Source organism: Mucilaginibacter sp. OK268 (assembly GCF_900103125.1).
GTDB lineage: Bacteria > Bacteroidota > Bacteroidia > Sphingobacteriales > Sphingobacteriaceae > Mucilaginibacter.
The window spans coordinates 95,160-112,936 of sequence record NZ_FNJV01000008.1; the positions used below are offsets into that span (position 1 = coordinate 95,160).

Genomic DNA, 17,777 nt, shown 5'->3' on the forward strand with positions numbered 1-17,777 from the left:
AATCCTTAATATTTAAGAGGGATCACCATATTTTGTACGTATGATGATCCGGATATGATTACCAACCTGGGTTCTGTTTCCAATTGGTCTTCGCGATCTCGCTTTGCGGGATTGGGAACCAATTCATTTTTTCGTCAAATACCCGTGCTTCCAATTGCTTAACGGCATAGCTATTCGAGCTCCCTGTATTCGTGATCTCGATGCGATTTACCGGGGTTTTGAAATACAGCGAACCTTCTTTCCACCTGCGAACATCCCAGAAACGTTGATTTTCATAACTCAACTCCACGTTACGTTCATGTTCAATAACTTGTTGACTCAAAGCTGTTAATACAGGCATTTTTACGCGCTGTCTTACCTTGTTGATAGCCTGCAGGGCGGTCATCCCGTATCCTTGCGGATCGGCATCGGCACCATAAGCATTATACATAGCTTCTGCGTAATTCAGCAGGAGCTCTCCATATCTGAAATAGATCCAGGCATGGTTAGCCGTGGTATTATTGACCAGATCAATTGATTGATTGACCCATTTTGACATGTAATAGCCTGTTTTAGTAGCATTTTGCTTGGGCAGACCACTATTACCACCTGTGAACGTTTCGATGCCGGTAGATTTAAAAGTCGCGCCGTTATACACCACACTAGCGGCAAAACGAGGGTCACGGCTCTGATAAGGATTTGCCGCGTGGGTTGGATTGCTCCAGCTAAAGGGTACCGAACCGGTTATATTACCCGATCCATCCTTTTGAAGTACCTCAAAACTCTCTACAAAGTTTTCAGTTGGTGTAATGCTATTGCCTCTGCTGTTTTGAAATACGATTGGATACGAGGCAAACTCAATAGTGTTTATGGCTCCGTAACGGCGGTAAAAAATAAGTTCGGCTGATGTTGTGCTATTTGCTCCAAACAAATTGGTGTAATTGGCATCAAGCGAGTAAGAACCTAAAGCTATGACGTCGTGTGCCGCCGCTGCTGCCTGGGCCCAGGTTACAGTTGAGCCGTTATCTTTAAAAAGTGAACTTGCTCCATATAATAAGGCCTTGGCTTTTAGCGCTTTTATTGCACCCTGCGTAACACGACCGGCCTCGTACCAGGAATAGGGGCTAAGGTTAGCAGGTATAATAGCCGCCGACTTATCGCACAGGGAAACAATATACTTAAGGCACTCGTCGAGCGAGTTTCTTTGTACATTTTTCCAGGTGTTAGCGTCATCATAATCAAACGGTTGGTCAAAAATTGGTACACCTCCATAACGTTTAACCAATTCGAGGTAGAAAAATGCCTTTAAGAAAAGCGCCTCTCCTTCCATGAATTTAACGTTATTACGGGCGTTAAAATAAGCCGTTGAATCTGTCGATGTGATCTTATCCTTGATATAGGAAATATCAACTGCGCTTTTATTTTTCAGATAAAGGTTAGCCTGGCGTATGCCCTTAAAATTGTTGGCCCACACATCATCGGGATTATTGTACTGGTTCCAGGTACCAGTATTGAAGGTTTGCGATTGGTCTAAAGCGTTGGTAGCTTCCGCATTATCGGTAGCAGCCTCCATATTCAGATCGGCAAAGCCATCGGGCAGGTAACTGTAAATATTCCAAACCTGCTGCTGTACATAGGTGTAGTTGCTGTAAAGTTTATCAACAGTAACACCGGCCTGTAAAGTTTGCACGTCCAGGTAATCACGCTTACAGGAGTAAAGCAGCGTACCCATTACCAGCAATGCTATTATATATCGATTTTTTTTCATTTCCTTGTAATTACAAAAGGTTTATTACTACAATTTCACTTTCATTCCAAAACTTACAGTTTTCATTAAAGGATATCCCATAGAAAGGCGCTCGGCCTCCAGGTCGTCAATTTTATCCCATGTAAACAAGTTGGTTCCGTTCACAAAAATCCTTACGGCATCAAGTTTCTTTAAAAAACCTTTTTGAGGTAAAGTATAGCCCAATTCAACACTGCGCAATTTCAGGAAGTTGCCATTACGCATCCAAAAATCAGATGCCTGGGTGTTATTGGCATTGCTCAAGGTCGAAAGGCGTGGCGAAGTGGCTGTGTTGGCCGTCTCAGGCGTCCAGCTGTTTGCCGAAAATGCGGTAATGTTATTATTGTTTACAAATGGTTTAATATAGTATGGTGCATCATCCAGGAGGCTTACCGTACGATGCATCACTCCCTGTAGGTAAGCGTCGAAATCAAATCCTTTAAATTTGAAACCAAGATTAAAGCCGATAGTAATTTCGGGCAGTTTGGTATAATTTAAGGGTACTTTATCATAATCATTAATGATACCATTACCATCCTGGTCGGCAAATTTCAGATCGCCCGGCTTCACATTGGTATAAGACGAGGCAACTACTCCCTGCTTTAAACTACCGTTAGCGTCAAAATCGGATTGTTGGTAGAAACCTTTGAAAACCAATCCACGCATTTGGTTAAGCGGATAGCCTTGTGTGTACAGGTAGTTATAAGGTTGTGGAGCTTCAGACCTTTGGTTTATTTTATTCCGGGCAAAAGCTACCGATCCTCCTACATAATATTCAAAATTACGGTGCTTTTCATCAAACTTAAGAGAGGCTTCAATGCCTTTATTATGTACCTCACCTGTATTGGCATATTGCAAGTTAAAGCCTGTGTAATCAGGTACGCCTGCCGACGGGATCTCGAGGATACCCGTGCGTTTTTCTGTAAATACATCAATAGTACCCGAAAGCCTTTTCCATAATTCAAAGTCAACGCCAATATTCAGCGTGGTTTTCTTTTCCCAGGCAGCATTCGCGTTGGTGAAAGGGCCTTCTGCAAGACCACCATGGTTGGTGTTAGCGGTTCCGGTAATCCACCCCGGGGCTCCTACAGCAAATTGCTGATACAGGAAACGATAATTTTCATTGATATTACCTGTAGAACCGTAAGAAGCTCTTAGTTTCAGAAAATTGACAGAAGTGTTATCCTTCAGAAAACCCTCTTTAGATAATATCCAACCTAAACCAAGGGCAGGAAAAAATCCATATCGGTTACCTGGTGCAAAATCAGCTGATCCATTGTATGCGGCAGAAAAATCAACAATGTATTTTTGATCATAGTCATATGTTAGGTCACCAGACAAACCTTGTGTACGTACCTGATAAGTCAATCCATTGTGGCTATAGCCCTGTCTGCGGGCCATGATCATACCGGTAAAAGTATGTTTGCCAAAACTACGGTCATAATCAAAACCTACCTGCACAGTAGTCCTGTTCCAAAATGGGCCACCATTATCATTAGTTGCCTGACTGATAGTGCCTATCGTTTTATAAACAACACTGCCATTTGACATCACCGGCTGGTCATTGGCATCTTTTACGATCTCATAAGATGGCACCGAGAAAAGCTTTTGATAAACACCAACATATTGATTACTAAATGATACTAACCCGCGCAGATCCAAGCCTTTTGTTATGGCATCCAGTTTTTGGGTAAAGCTAAAGGTAGTTTGCAGGGTGCGGGTATGGGAACTGTATACACCATTTTGTTGTAAGAGCTCAACCGGATTAAAACCATATGCTGAGCTATTTCCCCATGAACCATTAGGATTTTTCACTGGGAAGGCCGAAGCCGGCAAGTACATGAGTGCATTGAATACATCACCCGCGGCAAAACCCGAAGGCGTATTTCTATCCTCAGTTATACCACTGATGTTGGCCATTACCGATAGATTTTTATTCAACTGTAGCTCTACATTAGCCCGAAGATTTAACTTGGTGTACTTGGCATTTGTACCAAAATCTTTATCAATGATATCGGCATTTTTGTATAAACCTTCAAAGTTGGTATAGTTCATTAATACAAAATACTTAGCTGTAGCATTGCCGCCCCTGAAAGAGAAATTGTAATCCTGAATAGTTGAGGTTTTTTTAAGCAGTTCGTCATACCAGTTCACATTTGGGTGGAACGGGTCGTTGGCCGCCTTATACAACTCGGGATTGGGGTACTTAATGGGCAGACCATCATTTTTTAATGCCTGATTATAGCCTGTAGTATAACCATAGGCATCCATTACTGTGGGTAAGTCGATAGCGCTGAGTATCCCATACCTGCCATTTACGGTTATCTGAGTTTTAGGCATCACCGTGCCTCTTTTGGTTTTGATACTTAATACACCGGCTCCGCCCTGTAACCCGTACACGGCTAATGCAGCCGCGTCTTTTAATAGTGTTACCGATTCTATTTCATAGGCCGATAAACCACTTATAGCTCCCATATCAACCTGTGAGCCATCCAGATAAATGAGCACCTGGTTCCCGGCTATATTCCAGCTGCTTTGCCCCCTCACATAAAGTGTAGGGTTATCATAGCCTGGTTCGCCAGATCCGGTAACTACGGTTAAGCCCGGGATCCGGCCTTGAAGTGTATTTAATAAATTGCCTACCGTCATATGGGTTAGGTCTTCACCCGGAAGGGTAAAAACGGCACCTGTATTTCTCCAGGATCTTTCAGTTTTTATTCCACCATCAACTATGGCTTTTGTAGCACTATTGTTGGTTTTAGTGGAATCTGCCTGAGTAACATTTGTAGTTTGCGCATTAGCGGCAGAAAAACTACAGAACGTAAAAATCCATGCAAAAAGGGTTATATATTCTTTTTTCATTTTTCTTATTACTTGTTAATGTGTATAGCTGATTACCACCCCGGATTTTGTCCATCCCAACTCTTATTACCCAGATATCTTAAACTGATCTCCTTGCTTGGGAACGGGACGTAATAGTATTTTGCAGGAAATATCCTTGTAACAAAAGGCACAGTTTGCCAGGTTCGTTTTAATTGCCCATCTGTACCTTTCCTGGCGGTAGTTTGTATACCGTGCAAAGTGCCATTTAACACTGTTTTTGCCTTTAGCCAACGGTTAAGGTCGTTATACCGATGACCTTCATAGGCTAATTCTATAGTACGTTCATTTTGAATAGCATCCCTGAATGACCCGGCATCGGCAGGATGTTTTTCGGGCATCCCGGCTCTTTTCCTGATCAGGTTAAGATAGTTGGTGGCATCGCCCCCCGGCCCCTGGTATTCATTCAATGCTTCTGCATAGCTCAAATAAAATTCAGCTAAGCGAAATACCGGCCAGGCCAAGTGATTATCGGTCATGTTATCTACACGGGCAACAAACTTGTAAACCTCTGTGGCATAACCGTCAACCCCGGCATCACTGCTGGCCAAATTACCATCAGTTGAATAATCCCCTTTTTTATAATAGGCTAAAACACCGCGCTGGCTGCTGTAGTACATACCGTCGTAAGCAATGGTCTGGTAAAACCGGGGGTCAAGATTAAGCGCTTTAATATCAACCGGCAGATCGGCGCCGGTAGCTGGCAAAGTCCATTTGGTACCGTCCAGTTTTTCATATTGCTGCATAAACTCAACAGGTACATTATTTTTCACCCCCCATTGAGCCAAACGCAGTTTTGATGATAAATACTGACCCCATACAAAACCACTGCCAGCCTGGTTGGCTGTGTTCACTAATATCAGTTCCGGGTTAGCAAACACATTCCATACCGATTCATAGTCGCCAAGTGTGGCATAAGTTTCACCTGTAGTTAAAGGCTTCCCTGTATTGAATAACGATACCCCAGCACCTCCTGCGTTGTCTATTATATCTTTAGCAGCTTTGGCAGCTTTGTTCCAACGCTCCTGATCATAGCTCGGATACGCCAATACGGTATCGCGGCTATCCCCAAAACGGGCACCTGATACTTCAGCTTTTAAATTGGCAGGTGTGTTATAAAGCGGACTTGCTGCATATAACAATATCCTGGCTTTTAAAGCCAGAGCGGCTAGTTTGGTAACCTTTCCAAAATCGGCAGATGCACGTGTAGCAGGCAGCATACTTGCGGCTTGGTCGCACCATTTAACTACGCTATCAACTACAGATTGCACAGAACTGCGGGGTACTGCGATCTTTGAATCTCCGTCCAAAGGTTTGTTTACAATGGGGATACCGCCATAATACCTGAATGCTTCAAAATGCTGTATAGCCCGGCAAAAAAGAGCCTGTCCTTTTACATCTGTTTTCCAATTGGCATCGGCATCGGCAACTTTATTGATGTTTTTTAACACCAGGTTGGCCTGCCTTATGCCTTTATAATGCCAGCCATATCCCGAACCATTATCTGATCCAAATCCGTAATCACAGCTAGCATCAGCGCTCATGTTTCCGGTTATGTATGATCCTGTACCAATGGTATTTGAAGCCCAGTCATAGGCCGGGTGTATGATATAAAGCTGGTCTGTTATGGCTTCGGGGCGGCAACCATCATAGGTTTGAGGAAAATACCCCCTTACGCACAGGTAATACATTTCTGCTATCGCGTATTGCGCCTGGTTTTTGCTATCAAAAATAGTATCAACGGTTACTGATCCTCCTTTGGGTTTTTCCAGAAAGCTTTTTTTACAGCTTGTTGAAGCCAAACCACTTATCAGCCCCACAAAAAGCAATATGATTATATTTATTCTTTTCATCATTTAGCTATTAATTGATTAAAAATTAACATTTAAACCCACGTTATAAGTTCGGGTTAGCGGGTAACCGATATAGCCTAAGTTTTCGGGATCGCCCCATATTTTATTAGGTGACCACGTGTAAAGGTTTAATCCATTCACATAAAAACGAGCGGATTTAATACCTACCTTCTTCAAGAAGCTTGGCTTGAGGGTATACCCTATCTCCATATTTTTCAATCGCAGATATGAGGTGCTTTTCAGGAAAAAAGTGCTATAAGCCGCCGCCTGATTATAGGCAGCAATAGGAAAGTCGATCCTGTCGCCATTATCATACCGCTCCTGCGTAAAGCGGTTCAAATCCACATCAAAAAGTGACTGCTGTTTGTTAAAGTGCAGCTCCTGCATAGCGTATTTGGCCACTCCGCCAACACCTTGCAATAAGGCCGAAAAGTCGAACCCTTTATAGCTGAAACCGAATGACAGGCCATAACTAAGCTCAGGAATATCCGTTTTGCCGGTTCGCACATAATCCTTTTCATTGATGATACCGTCGCCGTTAACATCAACCAGTCTTACCTCTCCTGGTTGTAGTGGAGCTCCTGCATAACCCAGGTCTTTCTGATAAACCGGTTGTCCTGCAGCATTTACATAAGGTTTTCCACTTTTATCCAAAGCTCTTACAGGGCTTGACAGTATTGGGTTTCCATTACCGTCCATAGCATATAATTGCGACCATGAGGTATATAAACCATCAGCCTGTAGATATGATCCCTGATTGATGGGGCGACCTGTAGCTGCGTTATACTCCTGTCCCGGGGCGATAGCCTCGTCTTTAAAAATAACCTTGTTTTTGTTGGTTGAGGCATTTCCTTTTACCCACCAGGTAAATTTTCCAGGGGCACTGTTATAGGAGATCTCCAACTCATTACCCCAGTTTTTCACCTCACCCAGGTTGTAAGGGGGTAGGGTTGCCTGAACAATACCAGGAACGCTGCCCCTATACGAAAGGATATTTTTACGATGTTCGTTAAAGTGATCAAAGGTGATAGAAACACGCTCGTTAAACAAATGCGCTTCCAAACCGATGTTTGATTTGGTGGCAACCTCCCAGGTAACATTTGGATTTCCTAATACGTTCTCCATGGCTCCCTGTACACTGTTACGATCATTTAATGTTCCGAAAGTGTAGCTATCCCCATATTTCCAGGTATCTGGTAAATACAGATAGCGGGCCAACTGTGCAGGATTACTGCCTGGTATATAAATACCATCATTACCTACTTTTCCTAAGCTTCCCCTGATTTTCAAATAGGTTACATAGTCCGTTTTTGGAAAAAAGGATTCGTTACTGGCTATCCATCCCAATGAATAAGCCGGCAGGAAGCCAAACCTTTTACCTTCGGGAAAATTCTCCGATCCATTATAGCCCATGTTATACTCCGCCAGATAACGGTTGTCATAAGCATAAGTCACCCTTGCAGCAGCGCCTTCATAAGCATGCGGAAGATCGGGTACATAGGTTGGGTCGTATCGTTTTTCGGCATTAGCCAGTATCAGGCCTGTAACAGCGTGTTTTTTTGCGAAAGTATGGTTGTAGTTAACAGAGAACTCTCCATATAGCTTGCGCCATTTTCCGGTATAATAATCGGTTGACCGCATCGGCGCTACATCGTTGGTGAGCTGCACCAGAATGGGGTTTAATTTGTCGCCATTAGGATTTGGTCGTACGCCATATAGTAGCGGTGTATATTTTCCGTATGAACGATCCTGGAAATAACTATCATAGGCTCCCCGCGCGTTTACTGATAATCCCTCAACCAGGAAATCAAGCTTATGCGTTAATTTGATGGAAGAATTTAAAGTACTATTGGTATTGATGTTGTAATTGTTGCTATTGGCTATAGCGTATAGTGGGTTCAACTGCTCGTTCTGATTGCTAAACGGTACAACAAATTTACCATTGATAAGACCAGGCGATCCAAGTGGCGAAGACCATAGGATACGTTTTTCCCAGGTATACTCGTCATTATCCATACCCGTTACCGTTACGTATTGCGTTGCAATATCAACCGATACCCTGAAGTTTTTATTGACATCAAAATCGAGGTTTGAACGTAAATTGTAGCGTTTTTTCTTGAATTGCATGTCATCGCCAAATGGCATATAATCCGTATTAAATAAGCCGCCCTGTTTCAGATAGCCCAGGGATACGAAATATTTTACTGACGGTGTTCCGCCTGTGATATTTACGTTGTACTGAGTTTGCGGCGTGAACTTATTAAAGATCTGTTTTTTCCAATCCTGATCCGGGTGACCATACGGATCATAATAAGGATTGGGTTTGCCACCAACAGTTGGCGTATGCGCATTCTGATAATATTTCAGATCTTCGGGAGAATAATAGATCGTGGCTTCTTTTACCCAGTTAGCATCTCTTTTCTGAGCAAAGTCATTCCATGTTTTTACATCTCCATCGCGGGAATGTTGTATCCAGTAATTTTCATAACTCTGCTCATTTAATAATGAAGCATATTGATATGAATTAACAAAGTTGGGCATACTGGAGAATTGTGATATAGCCGTTTGGGCAGTACCACTTACCTTGGGAGCTCCCTCCTTACCTCGTTTAGTGGTTATTAAGATAACACCATTGGCACCACGAACACCATATACCGCGGTAGCAGAAGCATCCTTTAATATGCTCACCGTTTCAACCTCATTAGGGTCAATATCGTTATAGGTATCACGGGCAACACCATCAACCATGATAAGCGGAGCGGTTACACCCGTATAGGTTCCAACGCCACGCACGTATAAGGTTGAGTTGTCATCGCCTGGTTTTCCTGAGGTTTGAATAGCTGTTAAACCTGATAAACGCCCTGCCAAGGCATTACTCAAATTTGCAGTTGGCGATTGCACCAGATCTTTAGTGCCAATAGAGGTAATGGCTCCTGTAACCGATTCCTTTCTTTGCGTACCATAACCCACCACCACAACTTCGTTCAGATCCGTTGGGTTATCTTCGAGCGTTATATTTACTTGTGGTTTACCATTAATCGGTATCTCGCGCGTTACGAAACCAACAAAGCTGAAAACAAGTATGGCATTATCATCACTAACATTAATGGTATAATTTCCATTATTGTCGGTCACAACACCCGTTCTTGTCCCCTTTTCTTTGATTGTTACACCGGGTAAAGGAAAACCCTTATTGTCAGTAACCTTTCCCGTAATCTTTTTCGGGGGCTTTATATTATCGTTCTGACCGGTTTTTTTACTAATTAATATGGTTTTATTTTCAATTACATAAGTGAGTAATTGGTTGTCAAAGCACATATCAAGCGCCTGTTTTAAAGAGGCATTTTTAAGATCAAGGCTTACCGGTTTGGCAAACTTCAGATCATCTGAGTTATATAAAAAATCGTATCCTGTTTGATTTTGTATTTGCTCAAATACTTCTTTCAGATTGCTTTTTTCGGCCTTCAATGTAACCTTCTGCGCATAAGTTGCTGCTGTTACCTGTAAAAAGGTGGCCGTTAGCAAAATTAGGGTTAGTTTCATGATAAGCACAGGTTTATATAGGCGCCCACGTTGTTTGCCGCAAGTAAATGCAGTAAAATTTTTATACATTTGAATGTCAGTTTATTAATTAAGTGGTTGTATTCGCTGCAATTAATTTCATTATCTGTCATAGCCGGATCAAGGCTGACACCAGGGGCGGTCCGAAACGCTCCTGGTTTACTTCCAGATAATAATAAGTGAGAAATGGGAATGTAGATTTATTGCATAACTATGATCCTCCTTCCTGTAATTTTAAAGTGTACGTTTCCTATTTTTTCCAGATTATTCAATAACTCTGTAATTCCTTTGGAGCGGTAAAATGTACCGCCAAAACGCAAATTCTCAAAGTTGCCGCGATATTCAATATCCACATCATACCAGCGCGACAGTTTTTTCATGATTGTGCTGATGTTATCATCATTAAATACGAAATACCCGTTTCTCCAGGCCATCACCTGATTGATGCTGGCGTCAGAAACATTAATCAAATCGGTATTATTTTTTACTACAGCCTGCTGGCCGGGTTTCAATAAACGTTGTTTACTATTTTTTGTAACCAGAACAGAGCCTTCTAACAAAGTAGTAGTGAATTCCGCATCATCATTATAGGCCGCGATATTGAAATGTGTACCTAAAACTTTCACACATACGTTATTATTGGTACACACATAAAAGGGCTTATGTTTATTTTTAGCGACTTCAAAATAGGCTTCACCGGTAAGTTTCACATACCTTTCGTTACCCGCAAACTCAACCGGGTAACTTAAAGAAGATGAAGAATTTAGCCACACATTAGTACCATCAGGCAGTTTTACTTTATACTCACCTCCACGGGGAGTGGTCAAAGTGTTATATATAGTATCGGTATTAGCGGTTGTTTTGTTATTATCGGCCAGCGTGTTGTAAACAAGTCCTTCGTTATGAGCTTTATTAACCACTGTCCGGCCCGATTTTGTAAGCATCCCATCAGCTGCATTGTCTAGTGAAATAACTTTTCCATTGGCCAGTGTAAGGGTTGCTTTGGTACTACCCGGTAAAATTTCAGAAGATTTAACTACAGCCAAATTATTTTGATCTGTTACTTTACTATATCTGTTAAATAAAAAATAAAAGCCAACAGCGCTAAAAAAAATAAGGATAGCCGCAACCTTTATCCAACTATTATACCATTTACTAACAGGTTTACTATCCTCTGGTTCGGCGGCTTGATTTATGAACCTGGCATCGGATTTAATGCGTTCCAAAACTTTTTTAGCCTGAAAACGATTGAATTCCGGCCCCTCTTCAAGCATCAGCAATCGCTCATCTATTGTCTTGGCTATTTCGTCGGGATCATTATTACGCAGATAATCAAGCAGCTCAATACAATCTGTATCAGTTATGGTATTGTTAAAATATTGTTGCAATAAACGCTCGAGTTTATCCTTGTTCATATTTTATGGTTTATAGCACCCCAGAACGGGGTTAGTATGTAGAGAACACACTAACTATACGATAGGACTAGTCAGAAATAAAAAAAATTAGCCATCATAAACAATCATCTGTTCCTGAGTACATTCCGGGCAAGTATATCGAAAGTCCAATATCGAACAACCGCTGTATCAAAAACGAACATTTGATCCTTGCTTAATTTTATAACTAACTAATAATAAGATATTTAAAACATGGCATTTTGTTTGAACCCACAACCGTACTTTGAGCTAAATTACCTTTAGGACATAGTAAAACCGGCTTCCATTTCCTCTATACTTGATATTATCATTTTTTAATAAAACCTATATGATCAGGAACTATTTAAAAATCGCCAAACGAAATTTGATCAAAAACAAGTTTTCTTCTTTGATCAATATTAGTGGGCTTGCAGTCGGTATGGCTGTAGCCATATTGATCGGGCTATGGATCTGGGATGAAGTGTCATATGATACCAGTTTTAAAAATGCGGATCGCATTGCAAAAGTAATGGATAATGCATGGGTCAATAATGAAATAGAAACAGGAGGAGGATCGGCATTGCCATTGGCACCCGCACTACGCGATAACTTCGGAGACTTATTTAAACATGTTATTATAACATCCTGGACAAATGATCATCTTTTAACTTATGGCGAAAGGAGTGTAACCCAACAAGGAAATTACATGGAACCGGCCGTTACCGACATGCTGTCGTTAAAAATATTGAAAGGCACCGCCAATAGTTTAAACGACCCTACGTCTATTCTGCTTTCACAAACAACCGCAAAAGCTGTTTTCGGAGATACCGACCCGTTGAATAAGACGATTAAGATAGATAAAGAAACAAATGCCAAAGTAACCGGTATTTATGAAGATCTGCCTGTCAACTCCTCATTCGGTAATCTTTTTTTTATAGCTCCATGGCAAATGCTGGCTATACATGAAAAATATGCTACCCGGTTTAATAACCCATGGGGAGCAAGCTGGTTTCAAACGTATGTTCAGCTTGCCGATCATGCTGATATAAACCAGGTGTCAGTTAAAATTAAAAACCTAAAACTGAACGCACTTACCAGTACTCACAATAACGATGCCCGGTATAAATCTCAGCTTTTTCTTCAACCCATGAGCCGTTGGTATTTGTATGGTGAATTTAAAAACGGAATCAATACCGGAGGGCGTATTCAATATGTATGGATGTTTGGCATAATAGGGGTATTTGTGCTACTGCTTGCCTGTATTAATTTCATGAACCTGAGCACCGCACGCTCCGAAAAAAGAGCCAAAGAGGTTGGCATCCGCAAAGCTATCGGTTCTGTTCGAAGCCAGTTAATTACCCAGTTCTTTAGTGAATCGCTTTTAATAGCTTTTTTGGCTTTCCTGTTATCATTATTAATAGTTCAATTATGCCTGCCTGAGTTTAACCACCTTGCAGGTAAAAAAATAAGCATACTATGGAGTAACCCATTATTCTGGGCGCTGGGCATTATTTTTAGTTTATTAACAGGGTTGATCGCTGGCAGTTACCCAGCATTATATTTATCCTCATTCCGGCCGGTAAAAGTATTAAAGGGTACTTTTAAAGTAGGTCGTTTGGCGGCTATACCACGCAAAATTTTAGTAGTAGTACAGTTTACTGTTTCTGTAGTGTTGATAATAGGTACCATAGTTGTTTTCCAACAAATCCAGTTTGCTAAAAACCGCCCGGTTGGTTATAATCGCGATAATTTAATCAATGTAAACCTTCAAACCGATGATATTAAAAAACAATATCAACCTCTAAAAAATGATTTATTGGCCAGCAGGGCGGTAACCAGCGTGTCTGAATCAGAAAGTCCTGTTACAGCAGTATATACTAATAACGGCGGTTTTAACTGGAGCGGCAAAGACCCCGGTGTTCAGGAGCAATTTGTAAGTATGGCCGTTACTTCTGATTTTGGAAAAACCGTAGGCTGGAAAATTAAAGAAGGGCGGGATTTCGATCCGGCCTACTTATCAGATTCTTCAGGATTTATTGTTAATGAGGCGGCAGTAAAGTTTATGGGGCTTAAACACCCGGTGGGTGAAACCATTGAGTGGATTGGTAATGGAAAGTTTAAAATTATTGGTGTAGTGAAAAATATGGTTAATCGTTCGGCATATGAAACCGCTCAGCAAACCTTTTTCTATTTACCAAGATGGCAACACCTATCAAATATCAACCTAAAAATTAATCCACAAATGAGTGCCCATGATGCACTCATCAAAATCACAGCAATTTTCAAGAAATATGACCCATCAACACCTTTAAATTACCAATTTGTTGATCAGGAATATGCCAAAAAATTTGAGGACGAAGAACGTATAGGCACACTGGCAAGTTGCTTTGCGGGCCTGGCTATATTTATCAGCTGTCTGGGATTATTTGGGATGGCCTCATTTATGGCCGAGCAACGTGTAAAGGAGATCGGAGTGCGTAAAGTTTTAGGGGCTTCGGTGTTCAACCTGTGGCGTTTGTTATCTACTGACTTTATAAGGCTGGTAATTATTTCTTTATTGATCGCAAGCCCGGTTGCATGGTACCTGATGCACAATTGGTTACAGCATTATGATTATCGTTCTACTATATCGGGCTGGGTATTTGCATTAACAGGTTTGGCAGCGGTTATGATCACGTTGCTTACCATAAGCTTCCAATCTATAAAAGCAGCATTAGCTAATCCTGTAAAAAGTTTAAGAAGTGAGTAAGAATTGAGAGGATACCTTGATCAGATTTGCAGAAATGATTTAAACAACACCTTATTAAAAGTTATGGATTGATAAAACCAAAGCTAAAAAATAGATGAGGTCAGAATATTGTAAATGAGATTTTAAAGTTTTGAGCGCCTCAACCATGTGATTTTTTACCGTATTGGGCGATATCTGTAATTGATCAGCTATCTCTTTGTGCGACAGGTGCTCTACACGGCTTAACCTAAATATCAATTGCTGTTGCTTTGGTAATTTATTAATGATCTTTTCTGTAAACTGTTCCAGTTCATTCACCAGCAGATCTTCTTCTGTATCGTTATGTATCGTTACTACACGACCGATCAATTTATCTGCAAACTCTCTCGATTGGCAAATTTGCCTTAGTGCATTTAATGATAATCTTTTGGCAATTACATAAATGTACAGCCATATATTTCCTTCCGGGTTCAGTTTCTCCCTGCTCGTCCAAAGGTTTATAAAACATTCCTGAACAATCTCTTCACTTTGTTCTCTATCTTTTAAAAACCTGAATGCCAGCCTGTAAACTTTTTCACAGTACATTTCATAGATAGCATCAAATGCAGACTCTTCGCCTGCAATCAATTGCTGAATTTGATTACTGTTAATAATTTTATGCACTTTACTATTTACGTTTATAATTAATTGGGACCTAAATATAGACAGGAATTTCTGATATTACTATTCACTTTTATATTTAAATACCACTACATTAACACTACCAGAAAAAAATCATTAAAAACAGTAGCCTAACAATAAGTTAAAGTTAACATGATATACAACAGTTGCAAATCATGTTGCACTAAGCGGTTATTCCTTTTTTGTTATATCAGTAATCGTATACTTTATTAAACTTTTGATATTCATAATGCGTAATTTGGCCATATAAATTTGATTGATGACTTATGATCAATTTAACAGAACGACACCAGTATATTATCAATAAAATGCAAAAGGAAGGCTATGTTGAAGTAGTTGACCTGTGTAAAGAGTTGAAAGTTTCATCCGTAACTATCAGGAAGGATCTGAAATATCTGGAAGAAAAACATTTGCTTTTCCGTACGCATGGGGGTGCTACACAAAGTAACCCTTACACTTCTGATAGGCCGGTAAATGAAAAAGAAAAAATAAATTCGACCGAAAAGATGCGCATCGGGGCTGCTGCTGCCGGCCTCATTGGGGTTAATGATTCCATCATCCTGGCTTCAGGTACAACTATACAGGCTTTTGCAAAAAGCATACAAGCCAGGGAAGCCCTTACAGTTATCACCTCGTCATTAAATGTAGCTATCGAGCTGATCCATACTCCTGGGGTTGAAGTATTGCAACTGGGTGGGATGATCAGAAAAAGCTCATCATCGGTAATGGGTGCTTATGCAGAAAACATTCTGAAAGATTTCTTTTGCAGCATGTTGTTTTTGGGTGTGGATGGTATTGATATTGAATACGGCCTTACCACCACCAATGCTATGGAAGCCCACCTGAATAAACAAATGATGGCCATCTCCAACAAAACTATCGTACTGGCCGATTCAACCAAATTCGGGAAACGCGGTTTTGGTAAAATATGTAACATTGATGAAATAGACCAGATCATTACCGATGATCAGGTATCGGATCATGTGGTCAATACACTGGAAAGCGCCGGTGTTACCGTTACCATAGCCTAGTTATTGTTTAAAAAGCTTTGCGCAATTTAATGATGCGCATCCAATGCATCAGTTTCATCACCGGGTAAACCGGGTCTATCTCAAACCACTTTGTACCAAAATTAGCGCTATTCGGGTGCCTGTGATGATTATTTTGGAATAATTCTCCCAACATCAGAAAATCAAATGGGGTAGTATTTTTTGACTGATCGTTGTTATCAAAATTAGTATAACCATATTTATGACCGCACCAGTTCACAATAGCCCCGTGAAGTGGCCCCATCATAAAATGTATTGGCAAAAGCAGGAACATCCACCAATGGCTGGCGTAAGCAATATAAAAACAAGTGTATGCTGCCCCGAACAACAACCTGGAAAGTATGGAAGAACCTATCCTGTCAATTAACGGCCATTCAGGATAATTGCCTGAAAACCTGGCTTCGGGGTCTTTTGTCCGTTTTAAATGATCACGGAATGTTATAATAGTGGCCTTCATCATTTGAAAAATATCTGTAAAGAAATGGGGAGAATGCGGGTCTTTTTCGGTATCGCTGTAAGCATGATGCTCGCGGTGCATGATGGCATAAGCCCTCGGGTTTAAAAAAGAAGCCCCCTCAAAAAAATAAGCCATTAAATAAAATACCCGTTCGGCAGTTTTACTTGTGGTAAACATTCGATGGGCAGCATAACGGTGTTGAAAGAAGGTTTGAAAAAACAAAGACAAAAACCAATGCGCAATAAAAAAAATAAGGATCGTCATAAAATAAACTAATGTGATTTAATCACCGTCAGTTCATCGGCTTTAATGACGAACGCATGGCCTAATGATCGGAAAAAACAGAGAAGGATAAAATGAATTATTCTTTGCGTTCGACGACGAGTATGCTATGTAGCGGAGTGCCGCAAGTTAGCATCTTTTAGTGAGCATTATTGCAATAAATGATTTCTAAATTGTTATTATTTCGTTTCGTAATTATTCTCTTATCGTGGTTTTGTCGGCCAGCGCTTTGTAGTTATACAGGATTGATCTGTAACTTCAAAGGCATGGAAACATTCTGTATCCATACCTTGCATAGCCCGCCACAATACATCGTAACTGATCAAAAAACGCTCAGACCGATTTCCATATCTTGAACACGTTTTCATACCGGGCATCGGTGTCACGTATAACAACCGATAAATGATCCTGACGTACCGGAAAATGCTGATCAATGGTGTAATAGATCTTTTGCAGGAGCTTACCCAACTTTTGTTCAAAATCAGTTTTACTGATACTGATCAACACCTGGTTACCTAAAGCAGCAACTATCCCCTGTTCTCCTATCTCGCTTTTTAGCAAGTGTATTACGTTAACAGTTAACGTTCTGGCAGCAATTTCTGCCATTGTTATCATTTCGTTCATAATGGATAACCAAAAATTAATGATAAAAGCGCACTGATTTATCTTACTGAGATGCGCGGGCGTCTATGTATATGGACTTCTTCGGGTTGCTGATCAGCGAGTCTAACCACAATATCACGATCGCCTATAGTGCTGCCGTCAAGTTCCTTGATCGCCTGCAAGCCTTGCTGATCATCCTGCATTTCCACAAAACCAAAACCCTTGCTTTTACCTGTTTTGGTTTCTGTAATAATTTTCACTGCTGCAACGGCGCCAAATAATTCAAACAATTGCCTGATACCTACGCCGCCTACATAAAATGGAATGTTAGCTACAAAAATCTTCATAATTCCTGATTTTTAATGATAAACACTTATTAATCTTCAGTTAATAGGTAACGATCCGGATTTATGAAAAGTTTAAGAAATTTAAAAAAACTACTGATTATGATATAGAAGTTACAAAACAGCTTTAAAAACGAAAAGCCCCGAACAAAACCGGGGCTT

The 17,777-nt window shown here is 40.7% G+C and carries 11 protein-coding genes; 2 read left to right on the forward strand and 9 right to left on the reverse strand.

Going from position 1 to position 17,777, the window contains the following annotated elements; genetic code table 11:
- Positions 1-58 precede the first annotated feature (58 nt).
- The 5 genes from BLR84_RS22160 to BLR84_RS22180 all read right to left on the reverse strand — a co-directional run bounded on the left by BLR84_RS22160 (position 59) and on the right by BLR84_RS22180 (position 11,474).
- Entirely contained in the window at positions 59-1,747 is a 1,689-nt protein-coding gene (locus BLR84_RS22160; RefSeq protein ID WP_090472447.1) for a RagB/SusD family nutrient uptake outer membrane protein, read from the reverse strand.
- 27 nt (positions 1,748-1,774) lie between these two features.
- Positions 1,775-4,627 (reverse strand): SusC/RagA family TonB-linked outer membrane protein, encoded by a 2,853-nt coding sequence (locus BLR84_RS22165; protein WP_090472448.1) that lies wholly within the window; start codon positions 4,625-4,627, stop codon positions 1,775-1,777.
- A 32-nt stretch (positions 4,628-4,659) separates the two neighbouring features.
- Positions 4,660-6,501 (reverse strand): RagB/SusD family nutrient uptake outer membrane protein, encoded by a 1,842-nt coding sequence (locus BLR84_RS22170; RefSeq protein WP_255367020.1) that lies wholly within the window; start codon positions 6,499-6,501, stop codon positions 4,660-4,662.
- Between the two features lie 15 nt (positions 6,502-6,516).
- Positions 6,517-10,041, reverse strand: a complete 3,525-nt coding sequence (locus tag BLR84_RS22175; RefSeq protein ID WP_255367021.1) for a TonB-dependent receptor — start codon at positions 10,039-10,041, stop codon at positions 6,517-6,519.
- A gap of 218 nt (positions 10,042-10,259) precedes the next feature.
- A complete protein-coding gene (locus BLR84_RS22180) occupies positions 10,260-11,474 on the reverse strand; it encodes a FecR family protein (RefSeq protein ID WP_090472451.1) in 1,215 nt (404 codons plus the stop codon).
- A 346-nt stretch (positions 11,475-11,820) separates the two neighbouring features.
- On the opposite strand from BLR84_RS22180, the gene BLR84_RS22185 reads away from it, so the two are divergent.
- Positions 11,821-14,220 carry an ABC transporter permease gene (locus BLR84_RS22185; protein WP_090472452.1) on the forward strand — a complete coding sequence of 800 codons (2,400 nt, stop codon included), beginning with the start codon at positions 11,821-11,823 and terminating at the stop codon, positions 14,218-14,220.
- 54 nt (positions 14,221-14,274) lie between these two features.
- Here the strand turns inward: BLR84_RS22185 and BLR84_RS22190 are convergent, their stop codons facing one another.
- Positions 14,275-14,862 (reverse strand): RNA polymerase sigma factor, encoded by a 588-nt coding sequence (locus BLR84_RS22190; RefSeq protein WP_176852128.1) that lies wholly within the window; start codon positions 14,860-14,862, stop codon positions 14,275-14,277.
- Positions 14,863-15,146: 284 nt separating this feature from the next.
- Between BLR84_RS22190 and BLR84_RS22195 the strand changes: the two genes are divergently transcribed.
- Complete coding sequence (locus BLR84_RS22195; RefSeq protein WP_090472454.1) at positions 15,147-15,911, forward strand: DeoR/GlpR family DNA-binding transcription regulator; 765 nt, start codon at positions 15,147-15,149, stop codon at positions 15,909-15,911.
- 7 nt (positions 15,912-15,918) lie between these two features.
- Here BLR84_RS22195 and BLR84_RS22200 read toward each other — a convergent pair whose 3' ends face one another.
- From BLR84_RS22200 to BLR84_RS22210, 3 genes are all read right to left on the reverse strand, one after another.
- Positions 15,919-16,650, reverse strand: coding sequence for an acyl-CoA desaturase (locus BLR84_RS22200; RefSeq protein WP_090472455.1), 732 nt, complete (start codon positions 16,648-16,650; stop codon positions 15,919-15,921).
- A 351-nt stretch (positions 16,651-17,001) separates the two neighbouring features.
- The gene (locus BLR84_RS22205) at positions 17,002-17,292 is read right to left on the reverse strand and encodes a hypothetical protein (protein WP_090472456.1); all 291 of its coding nucleotides are present in this window, start codon (positions 17,290-17,292) and stop codon (positions 17,002-17,004) included.
- Positions 17,293-17,330: 38 nt separating this feature from the next.
- Positions 17,331-17,618, reverse strand: a complete 288-nt coding sequence (locus BLR84_RS22210; RefSeq protein ID WP_090472457.1) for an RNA recognition motif domain-containing protein — start codon at positions 17,616-17,618, stop codon at positions 17,331-17,333.
- Positions 17,619-17,777: the final 159 nt, after the last annotated feature.

Excerpts from the sequence above, each read along its gene's own strand:
- BLR84_RS22180 (WP_090472451.1), bottom strand. The coding sequence starts at position 11,474 with ATGAACAAGGATAAACTCGAGCGTTTATTGCAACAATATTTTAACAAT.
- BLR84_RS22205 (WP_090472456.1), bottom strand. The coding sequence starts at position 17,292 with ATGAACGAAATGATAACAATGGCAGAAATTGCTGCCAGAACGTTAACT.
- BLR84_RS22160 (WP_090472447.1), bottom strand. The coding sequence starts at position 1,747 with ATGAAAAAAAATCGATATATAATAGCATTGCTGGTAATGGGTACGCTG.
- BLR84_RS22165 (WP_090472448.1), bottom strand. The coding sequence starts at position 4,627 with ATGAAAAAAGAATATATAACCCTTTTTGCATGGATTTTTACGTTCTGT.
- BLR84_RS22200 (WP_090472455.1), bottom strand. The coding sequence starts at position 16,650 with ATGACGATCCTTATTTTTTTTATTGCGCATTGGTTTTTGTCTTTGTTT.
- BLR84_RS22175 (WP_255367021.1), bottom strand. The coding sequence starts at position 10,041 with ATGAAACTAACCCTAATTTTGCTAACGGCCACCTTTTTACAGGTAACA.
- BLR84_RS22195 (WP_090472454.1), top strand. The coding sequence starts at position 15,147 with ATGATCAATTTAACAGAACGACACCAGTATATTATCAATAAAATGCAA.
- BLR84_RS22210 (WP_090472457.1), bottom strand. The coding sequence starts at position 17,618 with ATGAAGATTTTTGTAGCTAACATTCCATTTTATGTAGGCGGCGTAGGT.
- BLR84_RS22185 (WP_090472452.1), top strand. The coding sequence starts at position 11,821 with ATGATCAGGAACTATTTAAAAATCGCCAAACGAAATTTGATCAAAAAC.
- BLR84_RS22170 (WP_255367020.1), bottom strand. The coding sequence starts at position 6,501 with ATGATGAAAAGAATAAATATAATCATATTGCTTTTTGTGGGGCTGATA.